The organism is Escherichia sp. E4385 (assembly GCF_963883145.1).
GTDB lineage: Bacteria > Pseudomonadota > Gammaproteobacteria > Enterobacterales > Enterobacteriaceae > Escherichia.
Window position 1 is genome coordinate 22,238 of the sequence record NZ_CAWOOJ010000010.1, and the last position, 14,582, is coordinate 36,819.

Consider the following 14,582-nt stretch of genomic DNA (forward strand, 5'->3'; position numbering starts at 1 on the left):
CACTATGAATGAACTGATCAAAAAGTTGACCCAGGCGTTTCCGGCGTTTCGACTGCGTCTCGCAGATAACAAACGCTGGGCGCTGATGGCGGGTGTGGGGCTTGCCGTTGCGGCGACGGCGATTATCGTCAGCGTGCTGTGGACCGGTAATCGCGGCTATGTCTCGCTCTACGGACGCCAGGAAAATCTGCCCGTGTCGCAGATTGTCACCGTGCTGGACGGCGAAAAGCTCACCTATCGCATCGACCCGCAAAGCGGGCAGATTCTGGTGCCGGAAGATGAACTGTCGAAAACGCGCATGACCCTTGCCGCGAAAGGCGTGCAGGCGATATTGCCCAGCGGCTACGAGCTGATGGACAAAGACGAAGTGCTCGGCAGTAGCCAGTTCGTGCAGAACGTGCGCTATAAACGCAGCCTCGAAGGGGAGCTGGCGCAGAGCATTATGTCGCTGGACGCGGTGGAGAGTGCGCGGGTACATCTGGCGCTCAACGAGGAAAGTTCGTTTGTGGTCAGCGATGAGCCGCAAAACAGCGCCTCGGTGGTGGTGCGTCTGCACTACGGCGCGAAGCTGAATATGGACCAGGTGAACGCCATCGTGCATCTGGTTTCCGGCAGTATTCCGGGGCTGCACGCCAGTAAAGTTAGCGTCGTCGATCAGGCGGGAAATCTGCTGACCGACGGCATCGGCGCAGGCGAGGCGGTTTCTGCCGCTACCCGTAAACGCGATCAGATCCTCAAAGATATCCAGGACAAAACCCGCGCCAGCGTGGCGAACGTGCTGGATTCGCTGGTCGGTACGGGGAATTACCGCGTCAGCGTGATGCCGGATCTCGACCTCAGTACCATCGACGAAACCCAGGAACACTACGGCGACGCGCCGAAAATCAACCGCGAAGAGAGCGTGCTGGACAGCGACACCAATCAGGTGGCGATGGGCGTGCCCGGTTCGCTCAGCAATCGTCCGCCGGTTGCGGCGAATCAAATGACCAACGGCACGGAAGAAAACCGCTCGCCGGAAGCGCTTTCGAAGCACAGCGAAAGCAAGCGCGATTACTCTTACGACCGCAGCGTCCAGCATATTCAGCATCCCGGCTTTGCGGTGAAACGCCTCAACGTGGCGGTGGTGCTCAATCAAAACGCCCCGGCGCTGAAAAACTGGAAGCCGGAGCAGACCACGCAACTGACCGCGTTGCTGAACAATGCCGCCGGTATCGACGCCCAGCGCGGCGACAATCTCACCTTATCGTTACTCAACTTTGTGCCGCAGGTGGCTCCGGTCGAACCGGTGATCCCGCTGTGGAAAGATGACAGCGTGCTGGCCTGGGTGCGGCTGATTGGCTGCGGCCTGCTGGCGCTGTTGTTGCTGTTCTTCGTGGTGCGCCCGGTAATGAAACGCCTGACGGCGGTACGTGCGCCAGTTATCACACCAGAACCGGAAGCCGTCAGCGAACCGTGGATCGCCATGCCGGAAGAGGAGCGCAAAAACGTCGATCTGCCGTCGCTGCCCGGCGATGACAGCCTGCCTTCGCAGAGTTCCGGCCTCGAAGTAAAACTCGAGTTCCTGCAAAAACTGGCCATGAGCGACACCGATCGCGTAGCCGAAGTTCTCAGACAATGGATTACCAGCAATGAGCGAATTGACAATAAATAAGAGCAACAGCTACCTGGAACAGGCGGCGATCCTGCTGCTGTGTCTGGGCGAAGAGGCAGCGGCGACGGTGATGCAAAAACTCAGCCGCGAAGAAGTGGTGCGCCTGAGCGAAAACATGGCGCGGCTTTCCGGCGTCAAAACCAGCATGGCGCGCAAAGTGATCAATAACTTCTTTGATGAGTTCCGCGAACAGAGCGGGATCAACGGCGCATCGCGATCCATGTTGCAGGGTATTCTCAACAAAGCGCTGGGCACCGAGATCGCCAGCAGCGTGATCAACGGCATCTACGGCGATGAGATCCGCTCGCGGATGGCGCGCCTGCAATGGGTGGAACCACGCCAGTTGGCGATGCTGATCTCCGAAGAACATCTGCAATTGCAGGCGGTATTCCTCGCGTTTCTGACGCCGGAAATCTCGGCGGCGGTGCTCTCGTATCTCAACGAATCGGTGCAAAACGAAATTCTCTATCGGGTGGCGAAACTCAACGACGTTAACCGCGACGTGGTGGATGAGCTGGATCGTCTGATCGAACGCGGCCTGTCGGTGCTGTCTGAACATGGCTCAAAGGTGAAAGGCATCAAACAGGCGGCGGATATCGTCAACCGTTTCCAGGGTAACCAGCAGGTGATCCTCGACCAGATGCGCGAGCGCGACGAAAACGTGCTGGAGCAGCTCCAGGATGAGATGTACGATTTCTTTATCCTCAGCCGCCAGAACGAAGAGGTGCGCCGACGCCTGCTCGACGAAGTGCCGATGGAAGACTGGGCGGTGGCGCTGAAAGGTACCGAAGCCCTGCTGCGCCGCTCGATTTACGCGGTAATGCCAAAACGTCAGGCGCAGCAACTGGAAGCGATCACCGCGCGCCTGGGGCCGGTGCCGGTCAGCCGTATCGAACAGATCCGCCGCGAAATCATGGGTATCGCCCGTGAACTGGAAGAGGCTGGAGAGTTTCAGCTACAGCTCTTTGCGGAACAGACGGCGGAGTAACCATGACCATTGAAACACTGCGCGGGCGCTATCGCCTGCACCGTTTCCCGCCGCGCCAGCGAGCGGTGAGCGGAGAACCGCTCACCGCCAGTATCAGCGCCGCCGATTACCAGCGCCAGTTGATGGACGGTTTTCAGGAAGGGCTGCAAAAAGGGTTTGCGCAGGGAATGACTGAAGGCCAGGAGCAGGGCTTTAGCGAAGGTCATCAACAAGGCTTTGCCGAGGGGCGGCGTCAAGGCTACACCGAAGGCAGCCTCGCCGGGCAGCAGGAAGGGCGCAAACAGTTTGTTGAGGCGGCGCAGCCGCTGGAAGCCATTACCGGGAAAGTGAATGACTTCCTCGCCCATATCGAACGTAAACAGCGGGAAGATTTGCTGCAACTGGTGGAAAAAGTCACCCGCCAGGTGATCCGCTGCGAACTGGCGCTGCAACCGACGCAGTTGCTGGCGCTGGTGGAAGAGGCGCTGGCGGCCTTCCCGGCAATGCCGGAAACATTACAGGTGATGCTGAGCACGGAAGAGTTTAACCGCCTGCGCGACGCGGTGCCGGAAAAGGTCAGCGAATGGGGGCTGACGCCTTCGCCGGATTTGCCGCCGGGGGAATGCCGGGTGATTACCGATAAATCAGAACTGGATATCGGCTGCGAGCACCGCCTTGAACAGTGCATGACTGCGCTGAAAGAGACGCTAACGCCGGAGTCGCAGGGTGAGTGATTTTTCTGCTTTCGATAACGCCCTGCGCTCGCTGGAGTCGATCCCATTAGCCCGTGTCGCCGGACGTCTGGTGCGCCTTAACGGCATCCTGCTGGAGAGCGTCGGCTGCCCGCTAATGACCGGACAACTGTGCCGCATTGAAAGCGCCAATCACACGCTGATTGACGCGCAGGCCGTGGGCTTTAATCGCGACATCACCTACCTAATGCCGTTTAAACAGCCGGTCGGCCTGATGGCGGGGGCGCGTGTCTTCCCGGAAGAAAAAGCCCACGACATCCTGATTGGCGAAAGCTGGTTAGGCCGCGTGGTGAATGGCCTCGGCGAACCGCTGGATGGTAAAGGCCGCCTGAACGGCAACGACCTTCTGCCGCCGCTGCCGCCCTCGGTCAATCCCTTAACCCGCCGTTCGGTGGATGAACCGTTAGACGTGGGGGTGAAAGCGATCAACGGCCTGCTGACCATCGGCAAAGGCCAGCGCGTCGGGCTGATGGCGGGCAGCGGCGTCGGGAAAAGTGTGCTGCTGGGGATGATCACTTGCCAGACCAAAGCCGACATCGTGGTGGTCGGGCTGATTGGCGAACGCGGGCGCGAAGTGAAAGAGTTTATCGACCACTCGCTGGGCGAGGACGGGCTGGCAAAGTCTATCGTTGTTGTCGCACCCGCCGATGAATCGCCGCTGATGCGCCTGAAAGCCACCGAACTGTGCCACTCCATCGCCGCCTGGTTTCGCGACCGCGGGCATCACGTTTTACTGCTGGTGGATTCCCTGACCCGCTACGCGATGGCGCAGCGAGAAATCGCCCTCTCACTTGGCGAACCACCTGCAACCAAAGGTTATCCGCCATCGGCATTCGGCATGATCCCCAAACTGGTAGAAAGCGCAGGCAACAGCGAAAGCGCAGGATCGATGACCGCCATCTACACCGTGCTGGCGGAAGGCGACGACCAGCAAGATCCGATTGTCGACTGCGCCCGCGCGGTGCTGGACGGGCATATCGTATTAACCCGCAAACTGGCGGAAGCGGGGCACTATCCGGCCATTGATATCGGTCAGTCGATCAGCCGCTGCATGAATCAGGTCACCAGCCTGGAACATCAGCAATCCGCCCGCGCGTTAAAGCAAAACTACGCCGCCTATATGGAGATCAAACCGCTGATCCCACTCGGTGGCTACGTGGCAGGCGCGGATGCCAGCGTCGACAAAGCGGTAAAAATGTTCCCGGCAATCGAGCGATTTTTGCGCCAGGAGATGCGCGAACCCGCCTCCCTCGAACTGGTGCAAAGCCGCCTGCAAATTCTCTTTCCTGGTGTCAAAAAGGCAGAATAGTAACTATGCGACAAATCATCGACACCCTGGCGCAGTTGCAGCGCCTGCGGGATAAATCGGTCAAAGACAAAACCGTCGAACTGGCAAAGCAAAAACAGATTTGCGCGGGCTATGACAACAATATCAAGGCGTTAGGCTACCTGGTGGAGAAAACGGCTGCGGGCGCGGCGGCGTCGGTGGAATCGTTGAAAAACGTCAGCGGCTACAAAGGCACTTTGCGCAGGGTAATCGCCTGGCAGGAGCAGGAAAAAACGCTGGCTAACATCAAAGCCACGCGAATGCAGAAAAACCTGACGGCGGCGGCGTGCGAAGAGAAAGTGGTGGCCCTGACGCTGGACGACAAACGCCGCGAGCAACTAGAAAGCGCCGCCGCGAAAGCGCAAAAAGCGGTGGACGATATCGCCGTTCAGTGCTGGCTGCGGCATAAATTAGCGGAGTAGCCATGAAAACGGTCATCACCTTCGGCACCTTCGATGTGTTTCATGTCGGTCATCTGCGCCTTTTACAACGCGCCCGCTCGCTGGGCGAAAGGCTGCTGGTCGGCGTATCGTCCGACGCCTTAAATATCGCCAAAAAGGGCAGGGCGCCGGTTTACCATCAGGATGACCGCATGGCGATTATCGCCGGGCTGGCGTGCGTGGATGGCGTATTTCTGGAGGAGTCGCTGGAACTGAAAGCGGAATATCTGCGGGGGTACGGTGCGGATATTTTAGTGATGGGCGATGACTGGGCAGGAAAGTTTGATAGCTTTGCGTATATTTGTGAGGTGGTCTATTTCCCCCGCACGCCGTCGGTGTCGACGACGGGGATTATTGAGGTGATTAGGGGTAAATCAGCCACCTACTAATTTAATTCCCGCAGTGAGAGAAGATGATGCCGTCTGCCGTTTGGCTATGTTAAATATGTTTAAAAAATCGCGTTTTTTCGACATATCGCCAAAACATGTCGATGGCATAAACGTATTCCAACGACATGTTTAAAAAATCGAATTTTATCGACATATTCCTGACGGTTCCTTGCCCGCCAGCGCCTCCATAATCACCATCGCCGCCCGTTCTCCCGCCTTGCCATCCATAAACGCATCGCAATAATGATGACGAATCTCCGCCAGCTTCGCCTGCACCGTGCCCCATTCAAACGCCTCTGACAACAAGTAACGCAGCTCTGCCATGTCATGAGCCACCGGCAATATTTCGCGGATTCGCTGGTCGGCGCTCTCCGGTGTGGAGTAGCTTTTCTCGCCGTCGAGCAATTCACTCATGCCCGGAAAGTCGAGCAGGATCACCCGCTTATTAACGTGGATAGCATCGAAAATAAAACCGCTGTTATCGGTGAGCACGTAATCGGCCTTTGCCAGTAGCGCCAGCGTGTAGCGGGCGGAGTCGGTGCGCTGTTTTAAATGCCTGCGCGCCAGGGCCAGCGATGCGGCTTCTTCCGGGCGCGAGCAGGTGCCGTGGTGCAGTTTGCACATCAGGTTCACATCACCGCTTAAGCGGCCCAATTTTTCTGCCCAGTGGGGCAGGGAGCTTAATGCGCCAAACGTGGGGGCGTAGAGCACCGTAGGTTTATGGGAATCGGGTTGGATATTTTCCGGCAACGCACGGTCGAACGTGCCGTTATGCCAGGCGTCGAAGCGCGGGTTGCCGACCACTTTCGCACTGCCGAAATGTTCCAGCGCCTGCTGGCTGTAGTGGCTGTAACACAAAATGCGTTGATAAAAACGGTTCCAGTCTGCATGGTTCCACGTTTCTTTGGCTAAGCCGTACATAGAGCGGACGTTCACCGCCGCCAGGCCATTGAGCGCGGGCGTGTGGTAGGGGCTGACCAGGCATTTTACCCGCTGACCATATGCCTGCATTTCAGATAAGCGCATTCCTTTGAGCTGCGGATCGTCGATGTTTTTTAGCGTCGCCAGCATTTCATCAAGAAACGGTTTAAACACGCGGTCGTTGATCACCAGCGTGCAGTTTTGACCCTGCGCCTGTAGGGCGGTGATGATTGGGCGGTAGAGCGCGTAGTGGAATGAGGTTTCCATAAAAAAGCCGATGGTGTCAGCGATGGGTAACGCGGATGGCTTGGTGGATACGGGTAACTTATTGAAATAGTGACTAATATTGTCGGTCACTTTTTTCTCGATATCACTAAAGCCCGGTCGCTGATAACTAAGGCTCGGGTAACAGGCCAGCCATTTGTCGGTGCGCAGCAGCGGCTGCCAGCACTCTTCCAGCGAGAGGTTATCGTTGCTCATCTGCTGCGCCAGTTGCGGGTAGTAGCGGCTGTTCACCAGATAAGCGCACACTTTGCGGCAGTCCCGCGCGTGTACTAGTCCCGGCAAACTTTTTAGCATCGTTCCCTGCGAAATTTCCCCACCGAGGATCATCACCTGCCAGGGAATTTTCGCCAGGCTCGCGAGCAGCCTGTTCAGTACCTGAATATGTTTCTCCTGCTTGAGAATAACCGCGTCATCTTCCAGCAGCAGATAGTTTTGCCAGCCGTGCTGTTGCGCCAGGCGCAGTGCCTGCAAGTGTGACTGGCGGCGACCCCGTTGACCGTTTTCATCTTCACTGGCGGCAAGGCGGGTGATCTTCTCAGGTGGAATATGCAGCAATGCCAGTTCTTCACGGATCTGTTGTAAGCGATCCGGGCGTTTATCCAGATTAAGCAGAACGATCTGATCGACAGCCTGATGATTGATCGCCTGGTGATGAGTGGTGTTATGCAGACTCAGATAAGCATTGCGCAGCAGCGGATCGCGGACGATATCTGCAAGCGCCGCGTTTACTGGCGTGCTGGCCCCGAGAATAAAGTCTTTATCAAAGGTGTTGTGGCTGTGCGAGATACACAGAATTGTGCGCTCGCCGGGCAGTTGCAGCGGGTTTACACTGAAATTGTCGGTGAAACTTTTCTCTTCGCCTAAAGTGCAATCATCGTCGTAACGATGCTTTTTCAGGTAGTTACGGTGATAGCAAAAGGTGCCGTTGAGGATGTTATGCGGGCCAAAGCTGCGGCTTTGAAAGATGCGGTTGATATGGCTGTACCAGATGGGGATCTGGTCGGAGCCGGAGATGAGCGCCCGGTGTTTTTGCATCATGGTGATAGTCCAGGAGATTTTATCTGCCGGGTAGTAGTCGTCGTCATCCATGCAGAGGATGTATTCGCCGCACGCCAGTTCGTTGAGCATGTTACGTTTTTTGCCCAGCGGCAGTTTTTCCGGGTGATGGATGTAGCGGATGTTAAAGGCTTCTGGTGTGCCATCGGTCAAACGGTCGATGATGTGCTGGTGGCTTTGCGGGGAGTCATCGAGGATGACCAGTTCGCGGCGGTCTGCCGGGTAATCCTGATAGCGGTACATGTAAAGCAAGTACGGCAGAAATGCGCCGCGATTCCAGGTTGGTGTAACGACGCTGACAAACGGTTTTTCGCGGTGAGTGGCGAGCGTTTTGATGATGGTTTGCATGATATGTTTATGAAGTAGATAAGGCCGGGAAAAACCGACCTGAAAGCGTTAGCAAGGTAGCAGCGAAAACGCATAAAGCAGCGGCTCTGCACAACATTCAGCCTGAATTTGTTGGCGAATCAGCAGCGCATTTTCACTCTCTCGCCAGCGTTCAAACACTGCGAAGAGGGCGAAAATATCCTCCTGTCGTAGCGGTGAATCATCCAGCGTCCACAAACTGATTAACGTGCGGATGAGATAAAAATCGCACACCAGCAGGAAAAAATCCGCCCCGTCAGCCAGGCCAATCACATCGTGGTAAACCCGGTAAATCAGCCAGTTGCGCATCATCCACGGTGCGGCGGCAAAATGCTGTTGCCAGGTGGTTTGCCACTGCGCCTGAAGCTGCTGTTGCAACAGGGCTTCGCTATTGGCGTCATGCAGCGTCAGCAAAGTCACCTGCAACGGCAGCGAGGCTTTGCGTGGGCTTTCCGGCAGAATCGACCAGTCAAATGCAAAACTCCCGAGCAGCGTCACCAGCTGCCGTGCCAGCTGTGGTACGGGCGGCAGCTGGGCGAACTGTGCCTGCAGCGTGCCTTTTTTCGCATGATTGCCCAGCGCCTGTGGCAGCGTCGTCAAACGGGCCAGAGTGTCGCCATCCCTGCCTGGCATTTTACTGGCGCGGGAGAGCAGGATACCGACGGCATACAATGACATTTCTGGTGTTAAATCGGGGAGCGTAAGGGTGCTCAAAATTATCTGGTTTACTATCGCATCGCGCGCGGATAGCGCTGCGGCATTTTCTTCCACAGGGCGATAGGTAAGCTGTAAATCAAAGGCTCTGGCATCGTTGAGCACCGCTTCGCAGCTTTCTGGCTCTGTCAGCATCAGGCTCTGACGAATCTCATTCTTCCAGACCTTACGGACGTATAAAGGCGAACCGGGGTGCTGCGCCAAAAAATTGCGTACAAATTCCGGCTCGTAACATTCAATAAAACTCATAGGTGGCTTCCAGTCTTTATTACTTCGCAGAATGTGCAATAAGCGTGCCGGGAATTTTTGTAATCAAAAACAAAGGATTGAGAATCAGGCGGAAAATCCGTTTCCGCGATGGGGGAAGGAATTGTCGTTATTCCTGGTAGAGAAAATCTGCTTCGCTGCCTAAAAACGACTGAATAAATTCATACTGGCGAATCAACAGCTCGCCGTTTTTATCGTTGTAGGCTTTGCATCGTTCCGCCTTTTGCTCAAGGCGTTGCCACAACTGTTGTGCTGCCGCTTTTTGGACTGCCGGAAGCCAGGCAAAAACCTGCGCCAGACCCTCACGATTTACTCTAACACCCAGCCCTTGCAGCAGGCTGTGCCGTTGATGGCTATGTCTATGCAACAGCTCATAGTGATGCGTTATCTCCTCGTTTACTGCCAGCAGCTCCTCGCTGGCGCGGCTAATCATGCAGATCCGCTGGCGCTGGAGACGTTCGCGCAGGGAATCATACAGCGTGTCATCGTCACGAATTCCCTGCAGCAGCGCCTTCACCTGTTGTAACCGGATACTCACTTCATCGGCCTCTTAGTTCTGGAAAAAGCTCAGCATGTCGCTGGCTAACTGTTCGGTGTCCACTTGCAGGTTGCCGGAGGCCAGCATCGCCTGCATTTTCGCCACGTTGTCGCTGTTGATATCGCTCTCTTGCTGGTCGTTCAGCGTTTGCTGGGCGGACTGTAATCCCGCCTGAGTAATGTCGTCGGCGCTCAGCGTCGTGGTGGTGGCCGCCGTGCTTTTACGCGGCTGGCTGGAGCCTGCCGTTGTGGCTGTCGGGCGATTGCCTGGCATAGTCGGGGTGATTTTCATCGCAACCTCGTCTCGGTATTTGGGTGGGTTACTCTGGTAAAGCGGTTAACAGGCGGAAAAACTTTAATCGCCAGCGCAAATTACTCCGCGCTTACCGTCGTCACCACGCCGCTTTCTGCCACCATTGCGCTGATGACCCGCTGGCTACTGGCATTGCGCACTTTCACCATCTCGCCTTTGCGGCCATTTTTCAGCGCCACGCCGGGCATCGAGGCGGTGATCCCCGCGTTCTGGTAAACAATCATCACCGGCTGATCGCGTTCGACCAGCACAGGCGAAACCAGCTCTTCTTTGGTGAGCGGCCTGCCCGGTTGCAGCGCGTGCTTACTGCTTAAACCAATCGCATCATCGAGATCCATCAACACATCGCGGCGCTGGGCGCTAACGTTGTAAGGCTTCAGTTCCACATCATTCGCCGTGAGCGGCGTATCGCGGGCAATCATTGACTTTGTCATCACCACCGGCACCCGCACATCCGGGCGCACCGCCACGTTCATCTGCCAGCTTTGCGGGCAACTGACGGTGAAGCTCATGCGGTTGAGGGCGATGTCCTCAGGCGAAGTCAGCGTGACGGCGGGTGCTGTAGCACAGGGCGCGGCGGTCGCAATCTGCGAGGGAATGTAGACGTTAAAAGTGTAGCGATAGTCATGCCAATGCCGCTGCTGCACCAGCGATTCAATCTGCTGGCTGGCGGCATTCAGCACCTGGGCATTGACTTGTTCCCGCGCGCTGTGTTGCACGGGATGGACGGCGGCGTAGCCCGGTAAGGCCAGCGCCAGGAGGAAGAACATCTTCCGCCCGCAAAATTGAAAACTCATAAACCCTTTCTCTTCAGTCACTTAAAAAATGGCACGGCGATTGCTTAGCGTATGCGGATTGAAGCAGGAGTGACGCAAGAAATGGGGATCAGTTTTCAACAGGCATTGGGAGTGCATCCGCAGGCAGTGAAGTTACGTCTTGAGAGGACCGAGCTACTGACTGCGAATTTGGCGAATGTCGATACGCCAAATTTCAAGGCTAAAGATATTGATTTTGCCAGGGAGATGCAACGGGCAAATAACGCGGCGGTGGATGTCCAGTACCGCGTGCCGATGCAGCCGTCGGAAGATGGCAACACCGTGGAACTGAACAGCGAACAGGCGCGGTTTTCACAAAATAGTATGGATTATCAAAGCAGTCTGACCTTTCTGAATCTGCAAATCAGCGGCATCAGAGAGGCCATTGAAGGGAAATAAGCATGTCATTTACTGATATCTATCAGATTTCCGGCTCGGCGATGACGGCGCAAACGCTACGTCTGAATACCGTTGCCAGTAACCTGGCGAATGCCAATGCACCCGCCAGCAGCGAGGCGCAGGCGTATAAAGCGCGCAGCCCGGTGTTTGCCGCGGTGTATCACCACAGTTTGCTGGCGGGTACACATCGTCATGCCATTGACGGCGCCAGCGTGCAGGTGCAGGACGTGCTGCAAACCGGCGGGGCGGTGAAACGCTATGAACCGCATTCTCCGCTGGCGGATGCCAACGGTGATGTCTGGTATCCCGACGTCAACGTGGTGGAACAGATGGCGGACATGATGTCGGCCTCGCGCGATTTCGAAACCAACGTCGATGTGCTTAACAACGTGAAAAGTATGCAGCAAAGCCTGCTGAAACTGGGAGAAGCCTGATGAATACCCTGGCGCTGAATGCGCAATCGCCGCAGCCGACCGCCACGGCGGAAAGCAATAACGTGGCGGCCAGCGACACGACAAGCAGCAGCGATAGCTCGCCCGTCGATACTTTCCTGACGCTGTTTGTCGCCGAGATCCAAAACCAGGACCCGACCGACCCGACCGACGCCACCGAATATATCGACCAGCTTTCGTCGATGGCGCAGGTGGCGATGATGGAAGAGATGAGCGTGCAGGCCAACACCAACGCGGTGCTGATGAGCAACATTCAGGTGATGGCGCTCGGCAACCTGGTGGGCGACGACATTATGGTGCAGACCACCGCCTTGCAGGTGAGCGACCAGACCATTAACGGTCGCGCCACGCTTGACGACGCCTGTACCACCGCCGATCTCCACTTTACCGATGCCGCAGGCGATGACTACACGGTATCGCTGATCCCGGAGGGTAGTTCTTCCGTCGGGCCAGGTCAGGTTGATTTCTCGGTGGATCCCGCCGATTACGGCATCCCGCCCGGCGATTACGACGTTTCGGTGGTGACCAACACCGGGGAAGAAGAGGTGCCGATTGAAGTCTCCGGCGAAGTGGAAGATGTGCGCATCCCGCTCGACGGCAGCTCTCCGGTGCTCAACGTTGCAGGCGTGGGCGAAGTACCGTTCACCATGATTAGCCAGTTTGGCGTACCCGATGCCGACAGTGATGTGGCGTGATGTCCGGTGCCAAATTGCCTGATGCGCTTCGCTTATCAGGCCTACATGAAACAGCAATGTATTGAATCTGCATGGTTTTGTAGGCCGGATAAGGCGTTCACGCCGCATCCGGCAAAACAACGGGCACGCTGTCAAAAATCTGAATTAACAGGAAGAAACAATGAGTTATGAAATTGCCGCAACGGGGCTGAATGCCGTTAACGAACAGCTGGACGGGATCAGTAACAACATCGCCAACGCCGGAACGGTGGGCTATAAGTCGATGACCACCCAGTTTTCCGCCATGTATGCCGGAAGTCAGGCGATGGGCGTCAGCGTGGCGGGTACCGCGCAAAGTATCTCTCGCGGCGGTTCTCTGGTATCGACCGGCAACGCGCTGGATCTGGCGATTAACGACGACGGCTTTTTTGTTACCTGCGACAGCGCGGGCAACATTTCTTATACCCGCGCCGGATCGTTTGAAACCGACAAAAACGGCTATATCGTTAACGCCTCAGGCGCTTATTTGCAGGGCTATCCGGTCGATGACAGCGGCACCCTGCAAACCGGCACGGTGACGGATATCCAGATCAAAACCGGCAATATCCCGGCGCAGGCCAGCAGCAGCCTGACCTTTACCGCCAACTTCAACGCCAGCGATGCGGCTATCGACCGTACAACCGTACCGTTCGACGCGACCAACAGCAGCTCCTATACCGACAGTTACACCACCACGGTATATGACTCATTAGGCAACGAACACTCGGTATGCCAGTACTTCACCAAAACCAGCGATAACACCTGGGAAGTGCAGTACACCTTCGACGGTCAGCAGCAGACTGGTGTTCCGGCGACGACGTTAACCTTCGACCCGAACACCGGGAAGCTGACTTCGCCAACCACGCCGCAGACCATTGAGTTTCAGACCGACGCCGCCGCGCCCATCGACTTAACCGTTGATTACTCCACCTGTACGCAATACGGCTCTGAATTTTCTGTCACCACCAACGCCGCCAACGGCTACGCCTCCGCGACTCAGAACGGTGTGCAGGTTGATGACGATGGCAAAGTTTACGCCACCTACAGCAACGGCGAACGCATGTTGCAGGGCCAGGTGGTGCTGGCGACGTTCCCCAACGATGACGGCCTGCAAGCGGTGAGCGGCACCGCGTGGGTACAAACCGGGGAATCTGGTACGCCGCTGATTGGCGTTCCCGGCTCCGGCACTTGCGGCACGCTCACGTCAGGTGCGCTTGAAAGCTCCAACGTCGATATCACCAGCGAACTGGTCAACCTGATGACCGCCCAGCGTAACTATCAGGCCAACACCAAAGTTATCGCCACCAGCACGCAGCTCGATGACGCGCTGTTCCAGGCAATGTAATGGATCGCTTGATTTATACCGCCCTGAGCGGTGCTTCTCAGACTCTGTACGAGCAGCAGATTAGCGCCAACAACCTGGCGAACGTCAACACCAACGGTTTTCGCGCCGACATGGCGATGGCGACCAACGACAAGGTGAAAGGCGGCGGCTTCGACACGCGCTATATGGCGCAGGAAGGGGCCAGCGGCGTGAACGATAGCACGGGCGTGGCGGAGAAAACTGAACGCCCGCTGGACGTGGCGATTCAGGGCGCGGGTTACATTGCGGTGCAGGATAAAAACGGCAACGAAGTCTATACCCGCAACGGCAACATTCAGCAGGACGACCAGGGGCAGCTGACCATCGACGGCAATCGGGTACTGGGGGATAACGGGCCGATCATTCTGCCGCCGAACGCCATCGCCTCGTTTGGCAGCGACGGCACGCTCTCGGTGACGCCCGATGACGGCGACGTGACCGCGACGATGGATATCGATCGCCTGAAGCTGGTGGATATTCCGGTTGCTGACCTGGCGAAAAACGGCGAAGGGATGCTGATAACGGCAGACGGCGTTCCGGCCCAGCGCGATGAAAATATCAAGGTCAGCGGCGGCTTTCTGGAGGGCAGCAACGTCTCGGCGGTGAGCGAAATGATGTCGTCCATCGCCATGAACCGCCAGTTTGAAGCGCAGATCAAAATGATGAAAACCGCCGAAGATATCAGCGACGCGGGCAACCGCTTATTGCGCGGCTCGTAACCGCACATCGTAGGCCGGATAAGGCGTTTACGCCGCATCCGGCAGTTATGCGGCGGTGCCTGATGCGACGCTTTGCGTCTTATCAGGCCTACAAGCCTGTGCCCAAACCGTAGGCCGGATAAGGCGTTTACGCCGC

At 56.7% G+C, this 14,582-nt stretch carries 16 protein-coding genes; 11 read left to right on the plus strand and 5 right to left on the minus strand.

Annotated elements, in window-relative coordinates:
- Positions 1–4 precede the first annotated feature (4 nt).
- Genes fliF through AACS80_RS09315 form a run of 6 tightly spaced genes read left to right on the plus strand, consistent with a single transcriptional unit; the run spans position 5 to position 5,526 of the window.
- A complete protein-coding gene (gene fliF, locus AACS80_RS09290; protein WP_135410638.1) occupies positions 5–1,651 on the plus strand; it encodes a flagellar basal-body MS-ring/collar protein FliF in 1,647 nt (548 codons plus the stop codon).
- The gene (locus tag AACS80_RS09295) at positions 1,629–2,639 is read left to right on the plus strand and encodes a flagellar motor switch protein FliG (protein ID WP_135410637.1); all 1,011 of its coding nucleotides are present in this window, start codon (positions 1,629–1,631) and stop codon (positions 2,637–2,639) included. The genes fliF and AACS80_RS09295 overlap by 23 nt, the downstream gene beginning before the upstream one ends.
- A 2-nt stretch (positions 2,640–2,641) precedes the next feature.
- Positions 2,642–3,352, plus strand: a complete 711-nt coding sequence (fliH, locus tag AACS80_RS09300; protein WP_135410636.1) for a flagellar assembly protein FliH — start codon at positions 2,642–2,644, stop codon at positions 3,350–3,352.
- On the plus strand, positions 3,345–4,679 hold the full coding sequence (gene fliI / locus AACS80_RS09305; protein ID WP_135410635.1) for a flagellar protein export ATPase FliI: 1,335 nt from the start codon (positions 3,345–3,347) through the stop codon (positions 4,677–4,679). The genes fliH and fliI overlap by 8 nt, the downstream gene beginning before the upstream one ends.
- Positions 4,680–4,684: 5 nt before the next feature.
- Positions 4,685–5,119 (plus strand): flagellar export protein FliJ, encoded by a 435-nt coding sequence (gene fliJ / locus AACS80_RS09310; protein WP_135410634.1) that lies wholly within the window; start codon positions 4,685–4,687, stop codon positions 5,117–5,119.
- Positions 5,120–5,121: 2 nt separating this feature from the next.
- Positions 5,122–5,526, plus strand: coding sequence for an adenylyltransferase/cytidyltransferase family protein (locus AACS80_RS09315; protein ID WP_135410633.1), 405 nt, complete (start codon positions 5,122–5,124; stop codon positions 5,524–5,526).
- A 144-nt stretch (positions 5,527–5,670) separates the two neighbouring features.
- Here AACS80_RS09315 and AACS80_RS09320 read toward each other — a convergent pair whose 3' ends face one another.
- From AACS80_RS09320 to flgA, 5 genes are all read right to left on the minus strand, one after another.
- Positions 5,671–8,136 carry a glycosyltransferase gene (locus tag AACS80_RS09320; protein WP_138183761.1) on the minus strand — a complete coding sequence of 822 codons (2,466 nt, stop codon included), beginning with the start codon at positions 8,134–8,136 and terminating at the stop codon, positions 5,671–5,673.
- 48 nt (positions 8,137–8,184) lie between these two features.
- Positions 8,185–9,117 (minus strand): lysine-N-methylase, encoded by a 933-nt coding sequence (locus tag AACS80_RS09325; RefSeq protein WP_135410632.1) that lies wholly within the window; start codon positions 9,115–9,117, stop codon positions 8,185–8,187.
- Between the two features lie 127 nt (positions 9,118–9,244).
- Positions 9,245–9,673 carry a flagellar protein FlgN gene (gene flgN / locus AACS80_RS09330; protein ID WP_135410631.1) on the minus strand — a complete coding sequence of 143 codons (429 nt, stop codon included), beginning with the start codon at positions 9,671–9,673 and terminating at the stop codon, positions 9,245–9,247.
- A 12-nt stretch (positions 9,674–9,685) separates the two neighbouring features.
- A complete protein-coding gene (gene flgM / locus AACS80_RS09335) occupies positions 9,686–9,964 on the minus strand; it encodes a flagellar biosynthesis anti-sigma factor FlgM (protein WP_135410630.1) in 279 nt (92 codons plus the stop codon).
- A gap of 80 nt (positions 9,965–10,044) precedes the next feature.
- Positions 10,045–10,782, minus strand: a complete 738-nt coding sequence (gene flgA, locus AACS80_RS09340) for a flagellar basal body P-ring formation chaperone FlgA (RefSeq protein ID WP_135410629.1) — start codon at positions 10,780–10,782, stop codon at positions 10,045–10,047.
- Positions 10,783–10,863: 81 nt separating this feature from the next.
- Between flgA and AACS80_RS09345 the strand changes: the two genes are divergently transcribed.
- The 5 genes from AACS80_RS09345 (at position 10,864) to AACS80_RS09365 (ending at position 14,446) form a co-directional block, all read left to right on the plus strand.
- Complete coding sequence (locus AACS80_RS09345; protein ID WP_000512950.1) at positions 10,864–11,199, plus strand: flagellar basal body protein; 336 nt, start codon at positions 10,864–10,866, stop codon at positions 11,197–11,199.
- Between the two features lie 2 nt (positions 11,200–11,201).
- The gene (gene flgC, locus AACS80_RS09350; RefSeq protein ID WP_000010949.1) at positions 11,202–11,633 is read left to right on the plus strand and encodes a flagellar basal body rod protein FlgC; all 432 of its coding nucleotides are present in this window, start codon (positions 11,202–11,204) and stop codon (positions 11,631–11,633) included.
- Positions 11,633–12,346 (plus strand): flagellar hook capping FlgD N-terminal domain-containing protein, encoded by a 714-nt coding sequence (locus tag AACS80_RS09355; RefSeq protein WP_059258857.1) that lies wholly within the window; start codon positions 11,633–11,635, stop codon positions 12,344–12,346. Before flgC ends, AACS80_RS09355 begins: the two co-directional genes overlap by 1 nt.
- Positions 12,347–12,506: 160 nt before the next feature.
- The gene (flgE, locus tag AACS80_RS09360) at positions 12,507–13,709 is read left to right on the plus strand and encodes a flagellar hook protein FlgE (protein WP_135410628.1); all 1,203 of its coding nucleotides are present in this window, start codon (positions 12,507–12,509) and stop codon (positions 13,707–13,709) included.
- Positions 13,709–14,446 carry a flagellar basal body rod protein FlgF gene (locus AACS80_RS09365; protein WP_135410627.1) on the plus strand — a complete coding sequence of 246 codons (738 nt, stop codon included), beginning with the start codon at positions 13,709–13,711 and terminating at the stop codon, positions 14,444–14,446. Before flgE ends, AACS80_RS09365 begins: the two co-directional genes overlap by 1 nt.
- The last annotated feature ends 136 nt before the right edge of the window (positions 14,447–14,582 follow it).